Below are 17780 nucleotides of genomic sequence, written 5' to 3' on the forward strand. Positions count from 1 at the left end.
CCCCGGAGTGCGTGGGAGCCCCGGTTCTGCGTTCCGGCCCGTGGGTGTGTGGTCCGGAGTGGTCGGGAGGTGTGATTCTGCCGTTCCGGTGGCACGTTCCGTGGCCCCGGAGTGTGTGTGGGCCCCGTTCTCGCGTTCCAGCCCACGACCGTGTGGTCCGGAATGATGTGGAGGTGCGATTTCGCGTTCCGGTGGCATGGTTCGTGAGCCCGGAGTGCGTGTGAGGCCTGTTTTCGCGTTCCGGCCCATGGGTGGTTGGTCCGGAATGATGTGGAGGTCCGTTTTCACGTTCCGGTGGCACGTTCCGTGGCCCCGGAGTGCGTGAAAGGTCTGTTCTCGTGTTCCGGTCCGGAGGCGTGTGGTCCGGAATGGTTGTGGGGGCCGATTCTGTGTTCCGGTGGCACGTTCCGTGGTTTGGAGTGGCCCCGGAGTGCGTGGGAGCCCCGGTTCTGCGTTCCGGCCCAAGGCTGCGCGTCCCGGAGCGTGTGTGAGGCGTGATCTTTCATTCCGGGCACAGTGGATACTGGAGGCATGGAAGCACAGGCACCCAGCAGCAATCAGCATCCCACCGTCGTACCGTTCGCGGGCAAGCCGCGCGTGCCTCGCCTCGGCATGGGCACGATGGCGCTCGCCATCGAAGGCCGGCCGGATCGCGACACCGCCATCGGCACGATCCGCGCGGCGCTCGATGCCGGCGTGCGTTACCTCGACACCGCGTGGTCGTACTATCTGCCCACCGCTCCCGGTATGGACGGCACCGGCGTCCCCGCCGATTTCGGATACGGCGAACTGCTGGTGCGCGACGCGCTCGCCAGCTGGGACGGCCCGCGCGACGAGGTGCTCGTCGCCACGAAGACCGGCTATCGCCGCACCATCGAGGTGGGGGAGGAGACATCGGAAGCCGGTGCGGGACATGCCGGTGCGGAAGCCCCCGGCATCGCGGCCGCTGACGGTTTGGCCGTCGGCGGCGGTTCCTCCGATACCGGTTCGGATGCTGGCGTCGGTGCGGACGCTGGCGCCGGTGTGCCCGCAGCCGCTCCCCGCCGTCAACATCTGCAGGCCGTGGGCAGCCGATACGGCTGGATGGCCGATGCCCGTCCCGAGACGATGATCCGCGACGCGAAGGAGTCCGCCCTGCGTCTTGGCGTGGACGCGCTCGACCTGCTGTACGCGCACGGTCCCGACCCGAACGTGCCGTACGAGGATACGGTGGGGGCATTGAAGACCCTCCTCGACGAGGGTGTGATCCGATATGCGGGCGTCTCCCGTGTGAACGACGCGCAGATCGACATGGCGCGCGACATCCTCGGCGACGGATTGGTCGCCGTGCAGAACCAGTTCTCGCCGTCCCACCCCGATCCGGAAGGCACGATGGCGCATTGCGCGGCGCTCGGCCTCGATTTCGTCTGCTGGTCGCCGCTCGGCGGGTTCCTCGACCCGTTCGACATGCGAGCCTACGAGCCGTTCAAGCGGGTGGCCGCCGTCCGCGGCGTCTCCTATCAGCGTGTGGTGCTCGCGTGGGAGTTGAGCCGGTACGGTCGGTTGTTCACCATCCCCAGCGCGCGCAATCCGAGGGAGATCCGTGATTCCTTCGCCGCGGTCGATCTGCGGCTTACGTCGGAGGAGCTCGCCCTGCTGCCGTAGCGGCCGCCGGCGGTTGCGACGGTGTTTGCGATGCGGTTGGGTTGGGATGTGTCGATTCGTTTCGCTGGGAAGGTGTTCCGCGAAGCGGTCCGATGGAGGTGCGCCGGGTTGCGTTGCTGGGTGGCTGTTCCGCGACGCGGTTCGGTCGGGTCATGACGGACCGTTTCGCTGGGAGGGGTATGGGCGACGTGGTTCGGCTGGACCGTGACCGGTTGTTTCGCGGGGACGCCGGTTGGTGAAGCAGTTTGGTGTGGTGCCGACGGGTTGTGTTGCTGGATGGCTGTTCCGCGATGCGGTTCGGCGGGTTGCTGGCGGGTTGCTTCGCTGAGTAGGTGGTTTGTGATGCGGTTGGGTGGGGTTGCGCTAATCCGTTTCGCTGGGACATTGGTTGGTGAGGCGGCGCGGTGGTTTTCTGCCGACTTGTTTCGCTGAGGGGGTCTTCTGCGACGCGTGGCGGCTGGACCGTGACCGGTTGTTTCGCGGAGATGTCTGTTCGCGACGCGGGGCGGCTGTTCTCGGCGTCCGCATATCGGACGGTGACATGTCATGGATGATTGCGATATCACCATGTGGGCGCTGTTCGTTCAGTGCTCGCGCAATGTCCGGATGATGGAGTCCGGCGGTTTCTGGTTTCGCGGTGTACCCTGTAACAACGCCGTTTTCGCAGATTCTTTCGCATTTTGTCAAGGTGTGTTGCAGGCGGTTCCCAGCTAAAATGTCTGGTGTTGGGATGTTAACGCTACCATAAGTGGACATTTCGACGCCCGACGTGGGGAGTCCATGTCGGGGAGGCTGTCACGCTGGATGACAACCGGTTGCGCAGTGACGGTGCAGCCGGGCTCGACCACCGGGGCGACGGGGCCGGAACGCGGTCTCCAGCCGGTGGCTGACGTGATGCCATCCGCCGGTTGGGCCGCCGTGAGGCGACGCGTCCGACGAGGATCGCCTTGGAGGTCGGCTTCATGACGGGAGACCGGAATGGGGCGCATCCGACGGAGAGCAGCCTGAACGACCATCCGGCAACGGACGGCTGGTGACAAGGTCGTCCGGAAGAGCCCCGCGCGGCACCGTCAACGGGCAGCCGGAACGGGGCCGATCAAGGAGGGTCGGCCCGGAAGGAATCGCCCGGAGACGGGCGAACAAGGAGGGAACACCAGTGAACACCATCGGCAAATCCGTGGCGGCCATAGCCGCCGCGGCCACACTGCTCGGAGGGGGACTCGCCAGCACGGCCTATGCGGCCGGCGGCGCCGACGTCTCCACGGTCACCATCAACCCCTGGTACCAGAACGGCCCGTTCGAAGGCTGGGGCACCTCGCTGGCATGGTTCGCCAACGCCACCGGCGCCTACGGCAACCAGCAGAACTACACCGCCGACGGCAAGCCCGCCGACGCCGAGCTCAACGCCAAGGCCAACGCCAACGGCGCCAAGCTCCGTCAGGACTTCTACGACAGCATCTTCGGCTCCAACGGCCTCAATCTCAACAAGGCCCGCTACAACGTGGGCGGCGGCAACGCCTCGACGTGGCCTACGGCTATCCGTTCATGCGTCAGGGCGCCGCCGTGCCCGGCTACTGGGCCCCGGATGCGGACGGATCCAAGGGGCTGTACAAGGATGCGGACGGCAACGCCGTCACCACCAAGCAGGCCGACCGCGACAAGCTCGACGCCATCTACGACCCGAACAGCGACAGCTCCTACGTGTGGGGCGACGCCTCCAAGGACAGCGAGGCCGCCAAGAAGGTCGAGTCGCAGGAATGGTGGATCCAGGAGGGCGTCAAGACCGGCGACATCACCCACTGGGAGGCGTTCGCCAACTCAGCGCCCTACTTCATGACCGAAAGCGGCTACGTGGCCGGCGGCCGCAACTCCTCCTGGGACAACAACCTCAAGGATCCGGAGAAGTTCGGCGTCTACATGGCCAAGGTCACCAAGCACCTCGAGGACAAGTACGGCGTCAACTTCAACACCGTCGAGCCGTTCAACGAATCCGAGTCCGGCTCGTGGATCACCCCGTGGCAGAACGCCACCGACTTCACCAAGGATGCCTCCTCGGCCGACGCGCAGCTCATCAACCGCTACATGGCCACCGGCGACTACGACGGCGCCGACCTGTCCATCACCCCGTACTCCAACGCGGTGAAGAAGCCCCAGGAGGGCATGCACGTCTCCACTTCGGACGCCAACGGCGGCCGCATGCAGCAGCGCGCCGTGGAATCGCTGTCCAAGGCCCTGCAGGGCAACGACGGCACCGTCATCTCCGCCACCGACGCCCAGTTCCGCGACCAGTTCATGGAGACGTACAACAACTACACCTCCGAGGACCGCGCCAAGGTGGGCCAGTACAACGTGCACGGCTACGGCGGCGACCAGACCTACAACGAGCGCAACGTGCGCGACGTGGCCCAGCGCGACGGCAAGAAGCTCTCGATGAGCGAGGTGGACGGCTCCTGGCAGAACGGCGGCTTCAACCCGTTCGGCTTCGACAACGCCCTCGGCTTCACCTCCATGATCAACGGCTACGTCTACAAGCTGCAGTCCCAGGACTTCAACTTCTGGCAGGTCGTCGAGGACCTCTACAACATGGAGAAGGGCACCACCGACGCGGACGGCAACACGCTCAACCCCGGCGGCGAGAACACCAACTGGGGCACCATCTTCATCGACTTCGACTGTAACGTGACCGACGCGGACGGCAACCTGTACTCCAAGCGCCGCGTGGACAACAACGGCGGCAAGACCGAGGGCCTCCAGCCGTGCTCCGTGCTCGTCAACTCGAAGTACAACAGCATGCGCGCCTACACGCAGTTCATCGGCGAAGGCGACACCATCCTCGCCAACAGCGACACCGGCACCAACTTCTCCGCCCAGTCCAAGGACGGCAAGACCCAGACCGTGGTGCACACCAACAGCTCGAACAAGCCGCAGACCTTCGTCATCGACCTGTCCAACTACAAGGACATCGCGGCCGACGCCTCCGGCGACCTGTACCTCACCACCGAATCCGCCAAGGACGACGTGGACAAGGGCGCGTTCGCGGCCACCCCGGACACGATGAACAAGTCCAGCGACGTCAAGCAGCCCGCCGGCTCCGTGACGATCGACGCCAAGCACAAGACCGCCACGATGACCGTGCCCGCCCGCTCCATCGCCTCCGTGCAGCTGCACGGCGTGACCGGCGTGTCCGAGAACGCCCCGTCCGTCACGGACGGCAGCACGTACGCGCTCGTCAACCAGTGGTCCGGCAAGACCGTCTCCACGGACGCCGACGGCAACGTGACCCTGCAGGACCTCGCCGCCACCGGCGACGACGCCGCCAAGCAGAACCTCACGTTCCACGAGCTGCCCGCCGAGGCCGCCCGTCCCACCGTCAAGCGCTACGTCATCGAGACCGCCGACGGCCGTGTGCTCGCCGCCGACACGTCCGACGCCGACGCCGGCGCGGACACCGGCGTGGTCAACGCGAACAGTGTGAACGTGAAGCTCGTCTCCGAAAGCGTCGACCAGGCGAAGCAGGACCAATCGGCCATCTGGATCCTCAACACCGAGGACGGCACGCACTTCAACCTCGTCAACGCGGCCGCCGCGAAGACCCTCACCGCGAACAGCAACGCCGCCGGCAGCACGCCCACGCTGGACCTGTCCAAGGGCATGACCGGCCAGGGCTGGACCCTGCGCTCCACCACGCCCAGCGGCGTGCGTGACGTGCGCGTCCAGGTGCCCGTCGGCGCCTCCGCGGACGACGTGCGCAAGGCCCTCGGCACCACGGTGACCCCGTACTACACGTGGGGCGCCGGCGATCCGGCCGCCATCGAAGGCCAGTGGGACGTCAGCGGCGTGAACACCGCCGCCAAGGGCGCGTACACCGCCACCGCCACGGCCACCGACCTGTACGGCAACAAGCTGGACGTGAAGGCCACCGTGCACGTGGGCGACCTCACCGTGGCCGACCCGGCGTCCGTCACCGTGAAGACCGGTTCCGACGAGGCGTCCGTCAAGGCCGCCGCGCCCGCCGAGGTCGACGCGCACGTCGGCATGTCCGAGGCGATCAGGTCCGCCGTCACCTGGCAGTGGCCGTCCGACCTCGCCGACCGTCTCGCCAAGGCCAAGTCCGGCGACGCGATCCAGGTGCCCGGCGCGCTGACCGCGTACCCGGACATCCACGTGCGCCTCACCGTGTACGTCGAGGACGAGCAGACGCGCAACGTCGCCTCCGACACCTTCGGGCCGACGTACACCGACACCGACACGACCGACACGTCCAAGACCATCAACGGCGACCTCACCGACAAGGGCTGGACCACGTGGAAGGCCGACGCCTCCCAGAAGGCCCAGACCCCGACCGCCACGTTCGGCTTCACCACCGACCAGACCGTCAGCGAGATCCGCGTCTACTACTACAAGGACGCCGGCTCCGCCACGTGGCCGGCCAGCGTGTCCGTGAACTATTGGAACGGCAGCGCCTACGTGCCGTTCGGCAGCGCGGTGAGCCTGCCCGACACCGCCGACGAGGCGCCGGTCGCGGTCATCAAGGTCGACAAGCCGATCACCGGCAACTGGTTCAACATCGTGAACACCGTGGGCGACGCCCACCCGTACATCTCCGTCTCCGAGATCGAGCTCATCTCGCCCACCGGCAAGCTGCTGCCCACCACGGACAGCGCGCTCGGCGAACTGCGCGCCGACGGCGTGCGCCTCGACGGCTTCGACCCGGACAAGCTGCCCGAGGACGGCACGTTCCACGGCACGCTCGCCGCGGACGCCGAAACCTACCCGCACATCGACGCCTACGCCGCCGACAACGCGGCCGACGTCAAGGTCGAGCAGGCAAGCGCGGAGAACGGCGGCAAGGCCACCATCACCGTGACCCCGAACGACGGCGGCAAGGCCCGCACGTACGTCGTGGACTACGGCGCCCTGCCGAAGCTCACGCTGCGCGTCACCGCGCCCGCGAAGACCACGTACGAGATCGGCGACAAGCTCGACCTCAAGGGCCTCAAGGTGGACGCCGTCTGGACCAAGGACGGCAAGGAGACGGTGAAGTCCGTCAGCCTCGACGACCCGCAGCTGGCCGTGGGCGAAGGCTTCGACTCCGCCACCGCCGGCAGGAAGACCGTGCTGGTCTCCTACCGCGGCGCCACCGCCACGTTCGACGTGACGGTGAAGAAGGCCGCCGAGCCCGCGCCCGCGCCGCAGCCGGAGAAGCCCGGCAACGAGCAGGGCGGCAAGCCCGGTGCGAAGCCCGCGGCCAAGAAGCCCGGCACCGGACTGTCCAGGACCGGTGCGTCCGTGACCGTCGTGGCCATGGCCGCGGTGGCGCTCGCGGTGGCCGCCGGTGCGGCGGTCGCGCTGCGTCGCCGTCGCGACTGATGCGTGACGGCATCGCCTGAACGGGGCGGTCTCCCTTGCGGGAGGCCGCCCCGCTCGCGTTTTGGTCGCCCGATGATTGTTTATAGTGCGAGATATTATCCAGTGTGAGATATTCTTGCGTCGTACTGTGTGGTGCGGCGGATGCGAAGGTCCGGTCATGGCGTCGGGAGACGAACGCCGCAGGCCGATGGGAGGAGTGGACATGGGCTTCGAACAGGAAGCGGTGGACGAGCTGTGGACCAAGGTGTGGAGCCACAAGTCGGCCATGCAGCGCGATCTCAACCGCGGCGCCCACGGCGAGGTGTTCGTCCTGCGCCAGCTCATGGAGTTCGGGCAGATGACGCCCTCCCAGCTGGCCTCGGCGCTGCGCGTGAGCTCCGGCCGCGTCTCCACGCTGCTGTCCGCCTTGGAGAAGAAGGGGTACGTCACGCGCGAGAACGACCCCGACGATCGTCGCGTGGTGCGTGTGCGGCTTACGGATGCGGGGCGTGAGGCCGTGCGGCACGACGTCGACGCGATGCGTGACGCGGTGTGCTGGATCTTCTCGCAGATGGGGGAGCGACGCACCCGCGAGTTCGTCGATCTGACCCGTGAGTTCATGACCTACATGTCGATCTGCCGTCCCGGCAAGCCTCGCCCTACGGCCGAGGAGGTGCGCAAGGCGTTCGAGGAGGTCGATTCGTCGGATGGGTGGTCCTGTCCGGTCGCTGGGAATGCGGCCGCCGAGGGTTCCGACGACGCCGCGGGCGCCGGGTCCGGGCGTCGCTGAACCGCGGTCGCCCCGTCCGTTGGGGGCGGGTTTTCGCTTGGCGATGATTCGTCGCTGCCTGCTCTGGGTTCCGTATGTTCCGTGTGGGAAACGCCGTCGCATTGACAAATATCTCTGGGTGTAAGTAATTTAATACTGCAAGATAAATCACGTGGACATCCAATTGCCGACGGCGCGGATTGCGCCGGTCGACGCAACGCAAACCAACGCTTAAGGGGAATCAATGCTTCGCATCATGAAATACCTCTCCAAGGGGGAGGTCGGGCAGATGCTCATCGCCCTGGTCTCCATCGTCGGACAGGTCTTCCTCGACCTCAAACTGCCCGACTACATGTCCGACATCACCACGCTCGTCGAAACGCCCGGCAGCGAGATGGCAGACATCTGGATCGCCGGCGGCAAGATGCTGCTCGTCTCGCTCGGCTCCGTCGCCTGCGCCGTGGTCACCGGCTTCATCGCCGCCCGTGTGGGCGCCAGCTTCAGCCAGCGCCTGCGCTCGCTCGAATTCGGCAAGGTCGAATCGTTCGGCCCCGCCGAGATGGGCCGCTTCTCCACCGCCAGCCTCATCACCCGCTCCACCAACGACATCACGCAGATCCAGATGTTCATCACCGTGGGCCTGCAGCTCATCGTCAAATCGCCGATCATGGCCGTGTGGGCCATCATGAAGATCGCCGGCGACGGCCTCGAATGGACGCTCGCCACCGCCATCGCCACCGTCGTCCTGCTCGCCGCCATCGGCGTGCTCATGGCGCTCGTCATGCCGAAGTTCAAGGCCATGCAGCGGCTCGCCGACGACATCAACCTCGTGGCCCGCGAGAACCTCACCGGCCTGCGTGTGGTGCGCGCGTACAACGCCGAGAACTATCAGGAGGCCAAGTTCACCAAGGCCAACACGAACCTTACCGAGACCCAGCTGTTCACCAACCGCGCCATGGCTGTCATGATGCCGCTCATGAACAGCGTGATGAACGGCCTCATGCTCGCCGTCTACTGGATCGGCGCCTACCTCATCGACGCCGCCGACCTCACCGACAAGCTCGACGTGTTCTCCAACATGGTGGTCTTCTCCAGCTACTCCGTGCAGGTCATCATGAGCTTCCTGCTCATGAGCATGGTGTTCGTGCTCTGGCCGCGCGCCGACGTCTCCGCCCAACGCGTCATGGAGGTGCTCGACACCGACCCGCTCGTCAAGGACGGTCCCGGCGCGCCGGCCGCGTCCGACGCCCCGCGCGGCGAGGTCGAATTCCGCGACGTGAGCTTCACCTACCCCGATTCGCGCGAACCGATGCTCGAACACGTCTCGTTCAAGGCGACCCGCGGCCAGACCGTCGCGTTCATCGGCTCCACCGGCTCCGGCAAATCGACCCTCGTCAACCTCGTGCCGCGCCTCTACGACGCGACCGAAGGCCAGGTGCTCGTCGACGGTGTCGACGTGCGCGACTACACGCTCAAGGACCTGCGCGACCGCATCGGCTACGTGCCGCAGAAATCCATCCTCTTCAAAGGCACCGTCGCAAGCAATATCGCCTACGGCGACGAACCGGACGGACGTGACGCGACGGCCGGCGAGACCGCGCGCATCCGCGAGGCGGCCGACGTCGCCCACGCCACCGAATTCGTCGACCGCATGGACGGCGGCTTCGACGCGCCCATCGCGCAAGGCGGCTCCAACGTGTCCGGCGGACAGAAGCAGCGCCTGTCCATCGCCCGCGCCGTCCACCGCGACCCGGAGATCCTCGTCTTCGACGACTCATTCAGCGCACTCGACTTCAAGACCGACCGCGAAGTGCGCGACGCGCTCGCGTCGCACGCCAAGGACGCGACCAAGCTCATCGTCGCCCAACGCATCGGCACCATCATGAGCGCCGACCTCATCGTCGTGCTCGACGACGGCAAGGTCGTGGGCGAAGGCACGCACAAGGAGCTGCTCGAGACGTGCGAGGTCTACCGCCAGATCGCCGAATCGCAGCTCAGCCAGACCGAACTCACCGCCTGACGGCGGACGTACGAGCCGACAGGCGAGCTGAAGACACCAATACGCTTAACAGGAGGAATTCCTATGCCAGGACCAATGGGACACGGCGGGCCGAACCGCGGCGCCGTCGAGAAACCGCAGAACTTCGGGGAGGTCATGGGCAAGCTCGTACGCTTCTGCCGCCGCTACATCCCCGTCATCGTCATCGCGCTCGTCCTGGGCGCGGCCGGCACCATCTTCCAAATCATCGGACCGGACCAACTCAAGGACATGACCAACGAGATCGTCAAGGGCCTGCCCGCGATGGTCCACGGCAGGCCTGTCATGGGCGCCGTCGACTTCGACGCGGTCACGCGCATCGGCCTCACGCTCGCCGCGCTCTACGTGGGTTACGCGGTGCTCAGCTACGTGCAGAGCTGGCTCATGGCCAACGTCACGCAGCGCACCGCGCAGCAGCTGCGCGAGGCGATCAGCGAGAAGATCAACAAGCTCCCCTTGAGCTACTTCGACAAGGTGAGCTACGGCGACGTGCTCAGCCGCATCACCAACGACGTCGACGCGATCGGCCAGACCCTCGGGCAGAGCCTCGGCTCGCTCATCACGTCCGTCACGCTGTTCGTCGGCGCGCTCTTCATGATGTTCTACAACAACGTGATCATGACGCTGTGCGCCATCGGCGCCAGCCTTGTCGGACTCGTGCTCATGATGGGCATCATGAAGGCCTCGCAGCGCTACTTCGCGCGCCAGCAGGCCGCCCTCGGCGACGTCAACGGGCACGTCGAGGAGATGTACTCCGGACACCTCATCGTCAAGACGTACAACGGCGAGGCCGACTCCATCAGACGCTTCGAGCAGTACAACACGGACCTCTACGACTCCGGCTGGAAGAGTCAGTTCCTCTCCGGCCTCATGATGCCGCTCATGCAGTTCATTGGCAACTTCGGCTACGTGGTGGTGTGCGTGGTGGGCGCCGCGCTCGCCATGAACGGCGACATCGAATTCGGCGTCATCGTCGCGTTCATGATGTACATCCGCCTGTTCACCCAGCCGCTCAGCCAGTTCGCCCAGGCGTTCCAGAACCTCCAGCGCTGCGCCGCCGCGTCCGAACGCGTGTTCGGCTTCCTCGAGGAGCCGGAGATGGCGGACGAGACGGCCAAGCCGGCCCTGCTTGGCGCCAAGTACGCGGGTGGGCGCGAAGTGCGCGGCGACGTCGAATTCGACCACGTGCGCTTCGAATACGAGCCCGGCAAGCCAATCATCCGCGACTTCTCCGCGTCCGTCAAAGCCGGCCAGAAGGTCGCGATCGTCGGCCCCACCGGCGCCGGCAAGACCACGATGGTGAACCTGCTCATGCGCTTCTACGACATCGCCGGCGGGCGCATCGCCATCGACGGCGTCGACACGGCGAGCGTGCCGCGCTGGAACGTCCACGAACAGTTCTCGATGGTGCTGCAGGACACGTGGGTGTTCCACGGCACCGTGCGCGAGAACATCGCCTACGCCAAGACCGGCGTCACCGACGCGCAGATCATGGAGGCGTGCAAGGCCGTGGGCCTGCACCACTACATCATGTCGCTGCCCCAGGGCTACGACACCGTGCTCGACGAGAACACGTCCCTGTCCGCCGGCCAGAAGCAGCTGCTCACCATCGCCCGCGCGATGGTCCAGGACGCGCCGATCCTCATCCTCGACGAGGCCACCTCCTCCGTGGACACGCGCACCGAGGAACTCATCCAGAAGGCGATGGACGCGCTTACCGTCGGCCGTACGTCGTTCGTCATCGCCCACCGCCTCTCCACGATCCGCGACGCCGACATGATTCTCGTGATGGACCACGGCGACGTCATCGAACGTGGCACGCACGAGCAGCTGCTCGCCGCCGGCGGGTTCTATGCCGACCTCTACAACAGTCAGTTCGCGCTCGCCGGCTGATGGAGCGTCCGCGGCGTTGCGGAAGACTCGACGTACCCGTCGTACGCCTTCGCCTTCCGCGCCTTGCGGCCACACGCATCAGTGACGGAGCGTCCGCGGCGTTGCGGAAGACTCGACGTACCCGTCGTACGCCTTCGTCTTCCGCGCCTTGCGGCCACACGCATCATCCGGTTCGCTGCGCTCGCCGGCTGATGGAGCGTCCGCTGCGTTGCGTCAGGCTGCGAAAAAGCCGCCGGGGAAGCCGGACGACTGTACGGCGGTGCGGTCGGCGTTGAGCACGGCGCACTCGAACGGGAGGCGTGCGCCGAGACGTTCGAGCCGATTATGGAGCGTGTTCGCCGGCGTGGTGAACAGGGCCGTCGCCAGGCCGTCCGCCACGGCCGTGGGGTAGCGGTCGGCGATGCGATGCATTCGGCCGGTATCGGCGTCGTCACCGCCGTCGACGGTGTGGACTGCGGCGTCTCCTGCTGCACCGGCCGTCACGTACACCCACGTGGCGGCCACGTCGTCCACGGGCAGTCCGTCGACGGCGTTGAGCAGGTGATGCAGCCGCCGTCCGGCCGCCTCCCAATGCCGCCGGCTCGGCGCGCTCGCGCAGAACGCGCCCGCGTCGACGGTCGCGGTGCCGACCGCGTTCGTCGCGTCCGCCGGATCCTCCAGTGCGATGGTCAACGGTTCGTCGGGCGATTGGATGCGCAGGTCGCCGCCCGCGTCGATGACGTAGCCGGAGGTGGCGTATGCGGTGAGCCGTTCGGCGAGCAGGTCGACGAGATATCCCTTGCCGCATGCGCCGAAATCAAGCGCGACCGGACGGCGGGTGACGAGCGTCGTGTCGTGGCGTTCCACGTCGTCGCGCCAGGTCGCACGCCCGTGGACGGCGCCGAGGTTCCAGCCTGACGGGTCGTCGCCGGACGTGGGGGATGTGGCGGAAGTGAGCACGTCGGGGGAGAGACGGAACGAATACCGCGCGTCGTAGCCCAGACGGATGAGGTCCTCGCCCACGCACGGATCGACGGCGCCTTCGGTGGCGTCGGACAGCAGGTCGTAGAGGTCGAACAGCGGCCCGGTCCAATCGGGGAAATCGAACGAGCCGCCGTGCGCGGCGGCTCGCATCGCGGACACGGTCGAATCAGGGCGGAAGCGGGAGAGCGCGCGTTCGTATTCGTCGATGAACACGCCGAGACGTCCGTACGGGCCGGGGTCGACGGTGACGTCGGCGGGGCTGGGGTCGCCGAGCAGCATCTCGAGGGCGTCGTCCTCGTCGAAACCGGCGGCCCTGAATCGTTCGAGCGCGCCGGGGCGGATGTCCGCGGCGGTGACCCGCGCGTCGTCGATGTCATCGGCGGACTGCACGATGACGCCGGTGCCCACGGCGTGCGGGAAGGCCATCGTGTGCGGCATGCGTTCTGTGAGTGATGTCATGGGACCACCCTAAAGGGGCGTGCAAGGGTCCGCCGCATATGTTCCGGTTTCCGTCGCCGCCGGCGTGTCGCGGCCTGTGCCGGACCGTGTCGGCCTGCGCCGTTCCGCACCGGACCGTGCCGAACTGCACCGGACCGTGCCGAACTGCACCGGACCGTGCCGAACTGCACCGGACCGTGCCGAACTGCACCGGACCGTGCCGAACTGCACCGGACCGGCGCCGTACCGCGGCAGTCGGAGGCCGCCGCCGCGGAGCGTGTTAGCATTGACGCAGTGTCAACGCACCCACGACGGTGTGAGGGCGTGACGCGCGACTATCGTGGCCGATTGTCGGCCGCCGGCCGGGGCGCCCGGCCCGTAGTCGGCCGGAACAGACGTCACGGAGGTGCGGTGATGGACGGTACGGCGATGCAGGGCGCGGCGGCACGCGGGGCGAAGGTGAAGGACCTTCCCGGCCCCAAGATCTGGGCGTTCGCGGTCGGACAGTTCGGCTGGGCGCTCCTGAGCGGCATCATCTCGAACTGGCTCGTGTACTTCTACCAGCCGGACAACGAGACCATCGCGCAAGGCCAGACCGTGTTCGTGCCGCAGGGGCTCGCCGTCCTCGGCGTCGTCACCGTCGTCGGCGGCATCACCGCGTTCGCGCGCTTCTTCGACGCGTTCGTCGACCCGGCCGTCGCCTCCCTCTCCGACCGCTGCGATGCGAAGGCCGGCCGGCGCATGCCGTTCCTCAAGTACGCGGCCCTGCCGCTCGCGCTCGTCACCGTGCTCGTCTTCTGGAGCCCGATCGGCACGGCCAGCTGGGTGAACGCCGCGTTCCTGTTCGTCACCGTCATCGGCTACTACATCGCCCTCACGTTCTACTGCACGCCGTACAACGCGCTCATCGCCGAGCTCGGCCACGACTCCAAACAGCAGCTCGCCATCTCCACCGCCATCTCGTTCACCTGGGTGTTCGGCACCGCCGTCGCCTACGTGGCGCCCGTCATCTGGGGCGGTTTCGTGCCGATGCTCGGCCGCGTGAACGCCATCCGCCTCACGTTCACCATCATGGCGGCCGTCGCGTTCGTGGGCATGCTCGTCCCGCCGCTCGCCATCCGCGAGAAGGACTACGTGAACTCGCAGCCCACCAGCGAATCCACGATGGAATCCCTCAAACAGACGTTCGGCGACGGCGAGTTCCGCAAGTTCGTCTGCTCCGACGTGGTCTACTGGGTGGCGATCACCACGTTCCAGACCGGCCTGCCGTTCTTCGTGACCTCGCTGCTCAAGCTCCCCGAGACCACCACGACCATCTACTTCGTGCTCATGACCGGCGTGTCCGTGCTGTTCTACATGCCCGTCAACATTCTCGCGAACCGCGTGGGCAAGAAACGTCTCCTGCTCGTCGCGTTCGTCATCTTCACCTGCGCGTTCGCGTTCGCCGGCGCGCTCGGCTCCGCCGCCGTCGCGTTCATCCCGCCGATGGCGCAGGGTGTGGCGCTGTCCATCGCCGGCGCGGTTCCGATGGCCGCGTTCGGCATCCTGCCGCAGGCGATTGTCGCCAACATCGCCGACGCCAGTTCGAAGACCACCGGACAGGACCGTCAGGGCATGTTCTACGCGGCGCGCACGTTCGCGATGAAGATGGGACAGTCCGTCGCGATGCTCCTGTTCACTGGCGTCTCCACCATCGGCATGGCCTCCGGTGCCGGCTACCGCATCGCCGCCGTGTGCGCGGCCGTGCTGTGCGCGATCGGCGGCGTCGTGTTCGCGTTCTACGACGAACGCAAGGTGCTCGACGTGCTGCGGCGGTGACGATTCGCGGCGTGCCGCACGTCCCGCGGCGTTCCGTGATGCGGACGCGACGTGGGCGCACGCCCGTCGCGTTCGCATCGTGAGACGTGACGACTCGGCATATCGGACGGTTTTCGGCGGAATCGTGCGAAACGTCGTGACGAAAACGGCGTGTACCTCAGTATCGTCGAAAAATCAAGACTGTTGTTCCGGAATTTTTTTCTCTATCGTTCTGATGGATTGTGAAACAGAGAGGAAATTCCAGGATGTCCGCGTATTCGTTGCCCAAACGCGTCCCGGCGAAGCTCGTCGCGCTCGCCGGTGCGTTGCTGATGATCGTGGCGATGGCCGTGGCCCCCGTGGCCGCGTTCACGCCTACCGCGTACGCCGCCGGCTCCTCGTCCTCCTCCGCCGCCGATTCCGCCACCGACTACGATACGTGGGCCGACGTCGCCAAGGCGATGGACAAGCAGCTCGACGACGCGTACAAGGCCTATCAGGACGGCGACACCTCCGGCGCCGCCTCCGACTTCAACGGCGCCTACAACTCGCTGTACGTGGCCTCCAACTTCACCGCCGTGGTGAGCTCCACCATCGGCTCCGACAAGCAGATCGCGCAGCAGCAGGCCTTCAACGAGCTCAGGCAGCTCTCCTATGCGCAGGGCAACGAGGCGACGCTCCAGGAGAAGGTCGCGGCCCTTTCCGCCGACCTCGACGCCACCGCGCAGCAGCTCGACGCCAACGCGCAGCTCGCCAAGCCGCGCGCCTACGCGAAGGCCCTGCAGGACCAGATCGCCAAGGAGCGCAAGGAGCTCGACGCCAAAAAGAAGAAGAACCCCGGCAAGGGCAACCGTTCCTGGACCGACGTGGCCAACGAGATGACCCCGATCCTCGACAACGCCTACAAGGCGTACGAGAAGGGCGACGGTGCGAAGGGCGCCACCCTCGTCAACAACGTCTACTACCAGTACTACGAGAAGCTCGGCTTCGAGAAGAACGTGATGAATGCGATCAGCGGCAGTCGCGTCTCCCAGGTCGAATACCAGTTCAAGATGACCCGCTCGGCCATGAACAAGGGCAAGAGCCTCAAGGCCACGAAGAAGCTCGTCGACGACCTCAAGGCCATGCTCGTCAAGGACGCCGGCATCCTCGACGGCGGCGCCGCCGACAAGGAGGGCGGCTTCACCAAGTTCATCACCAGCGCGGTGGGCCAGGCGTTCCTCATCCTCATCCGCGAGGGGCTCGAGGCGCTGCTCGTCGTCGCCGCCGTGATCGCCTACCTCGTCAAGTCCGGCAACAAGCGCTTCACCAAGTGGATCTACGTGGGCGTGCTCGCCGGCCTCGCCGGCTCCGGCATCATCGCCGTGATCTTCACGCTCCTGTTCGGCGGCTCCGGCCCCCAGCAGGAGATCATGGAGGGCGTGTGCGCGCTCATCGCCATGGGCATGCTGCTGTGGACCAGCAACTGGATGCTCAACAAGTCCAGCGTGGAGGCGTGGAACCGCTACATCCGCACCAAGACCGAGGCGGCCGTCAAGTCCGTGTCCGAACAGGTCGAATCCGGCGAGAAGGTGGCGTTCGGCACGATCGTCTCCCTCGCCATGCTGAGCTTCCTCGCCGTGTTCCGCGAAGGCGCCGAGACTGTCATTTTCTACCAGTCCATCTACTCGATGAGCCAGGATTCGAAGGGCATGTGGACGGGCGGCATCGCCGCGGCAGTCGTGCTCGTCATCATCTTCCTCATTATCCGCTTCACCTCCGTGAAGATTCCGATCGGCCCGTTCTTCCTCATCACCTCGATCCTCATGTCCGTGCTGGTCGTCGTCTTCGCCGGCGGCGGCGTGCACGCGCTCATCGAAGGCGACTTGCTGCCCGCCATCTACCTGGACGGCGTGCCCACCAACGACTGGCTCGGCTTCTACCCGTACGTCGAATGCATCGTGGCGCAGGCGCTGGCCGCCGTCGCCGTGATCGCGCTGTTCGTCGTCGGCTTCGCCAAGCAGCGCCGGCTCAAGGCCAACGCGGCGAAGGCGACCGCGCAGGACGCCCCGGCCAAGGCCTGAGCGGAGCCGCGGCCAGCAGACAGACTTACCCCCGAACAACCAACAACCCCATCCGTGAATCTCATTCACTGATACAGAAAGAAGAGAAAATGATGAAGAACAAGAAGATCGCCGCCCTGCTCGGCGTGCTGCTCGCCGGCTCCATGGCCTTCTCCCTGGCCGCCTGCGGCTCCACCGACGCGAACTCCGGCTCCACCAAGTCGGACTCCTCCTCGCAGTCCTCCGACAAGTCCTCCGATAAGGCCTCCGACGCCGGCACCGGCTTCGAAGAGGTCCCGGTGGGCCCGTCCGGCACCGCCGAGGAGCAGGATCAGGAGGTCGGCCCGCTGACCGTCGGCGCCGTCTACTTCCAGCCGATCGACATGGAGCCGTCCTCCATGGGCCTCAAGGCCGCGGACGCCTCCTTCCACCTCGAGGCCGACATCCACGCCAACAAGAAGGGCACCGAGCTCGGCTACGGCAAGGCCGACTTCGTCCCGGACCTGACCGTCCACTACGACATCATCGACAAGTCCACCGGCAAGACCGTCGAGGGCGGCACCGCCACCTCCGGCGTGTTCATGCAGATGAACGCCTCCGACGGCCCGCACTACGGCGCCAACGTCAAGCTCGACAAGGCCGGCACCTACCAGCTCAAGCTCTCCATCGAGTCCCCGGCCAAGAACGGCTGGATGCTGCACGTCGACCCGGAGACCGGCGTCAAGGGCCGCTTCTGGACCGAGCCGCTCGAGGTCACCTTCGACAACTGGGAGTACACTCCTCGCCAGTGGTGATCACTGTATGAAAGAAAGCCCCCTCACGTCGCGCACGTCACGAGGGGGCTTTC

Annotated in this window: 9 protein-coding genes; 8 read left to right on the forward strand and 1 reads right to left on the reverse strand. The window is 66.4% G+C overall.

The features are described 5' to 3' along the window. Positions 1-612 precede the first annotated feature (612 nt). The 5 genes from JS531_RS05130 (at position 613) to JS531_RS05150 (ending at position 11693) form a co-directional block, all read left to right on the forward strand. Positions 613-1644: an aldo/keto reductase gene (locus tag JS531_RS05130; protein ID WP_240542064.1), complete on the forward strand. Its 1032-nt coding sequence runs from the start codon at positions 613-615 to the stop codon at positions 1642-1644. 1524 nt (positions 1645-3168) lie between these two features. Next, complete coding sequence (locus JS531_RS05135; protein WP_346427761.1) at positions 3169-7014, forward strand: bacterial Ig-like domain-containing protein; 3846 nt, start codon at positions 3169-3171, stop codon at positions 7012-7014. Positions 7015-7216: 202 nt separating this feature from the next. Then, positions 7217-7783: a MarR family transcriptional regulator gene (locus tag JS531_RS05140; protein WP_214313911.1), complete on the forward strand. Its 567-nt coding sequence runs from the start codon at positions 7217-7219 to the stop codon at positions 7781-7783. 223 nt (positions 7784-8006) lie between these two features. Continuing rightward, on the forward strand, positions 8007-9782 hold the full coding sequence (locus tag JS531_RS05145; protein ID WP_214313655.1) for an ABC transporter ATP-binding protein: 1776 nt from the start codon (positions 8007-8009) through the stop codon (positions 9780-9782). A 63-nt stretch (positions 9783-9845) separates the two neighbouring features. Then, positions 9846-11693, forward strand: coding sequence for an ABC transporter ATP-binding protein (locus tag JS531_RS05150; protein WP_214313669.1), 1848 nt, complete (start codon positions 9846-9848; stop codon positions 11691-11693). 213 nt (positions 11694-11906) lie between these two features. On the opposite strand, the gene JS531_RS05155 is transcribed toward JS531_RS05150, so the two are convergent. Further along, positions 11907-12935, reverse strand: coding sequence for an FAD:protein FMN transferase (locus tag JS531_RS05155; protein ID WP_240542066.1), 1029 nt, complete (start codon positions 12933-12935; stop codon positions 11907-11909). Between the two features lie 588 nt (positions 12936-13523). On the opposite strand from JS531_RS05155, the gene JS531_RS05160 reads away from it, so the two are divergent. The 3 genes from JS531_RS05160 (at position 13524) to JS531_RS05170 (ending at position 17727) form a co-directional block, all read left to right on the forward strand. Continuing rightward, the gene (locus JS531_RS05160; RefSeq protein ID WP_214313928.1) at positions 13524-14912 is read left to right on the forward strand and encodes an MFS transporter; all 1389 of its coding nucleotides are present in this window, start codon (positions 13524-13526) and stop codon (positions 14910-14912) included. 245 nt (positions 14913-15157) lie between these two features. After that, positions 15158-16954: an FTR1 family protein gene (locus tag JS531_RS05165; protein WP_346427762.1), complete on the forward strand. Its 1797-nt coding sequence runs from the start codon at positions 15158-15160 to the stop codon at positions 16952-16954. Positions 16955-17043: 89 nt separating this feature from the next. Beyond that, the gene (locus tag JS531_RS05170; RefSeq protein WP_214313671.1) at positions 17044-17727 is read left to right on the forward strand and encodes an iron transporter; all 684 of its coding nucleotides are present in this window, start codon (positions 17044-17046) and stop codon (positions 17725-17727) included. Positions 17728-17780: the final 53 nt, after the last annotated feature.

It is taken from the genome of Bifidobacterium sp. CP2 (genome assembly GCF_018555635.1).
Taxonomy (GTDB): domain Bacteria; phylum Actinomycetota; class Actinomycetes; order Actinomycetales; family Bifidobacteriaceae; genus Bifidobacterium; species Bifidobacterium saguinibicoloris.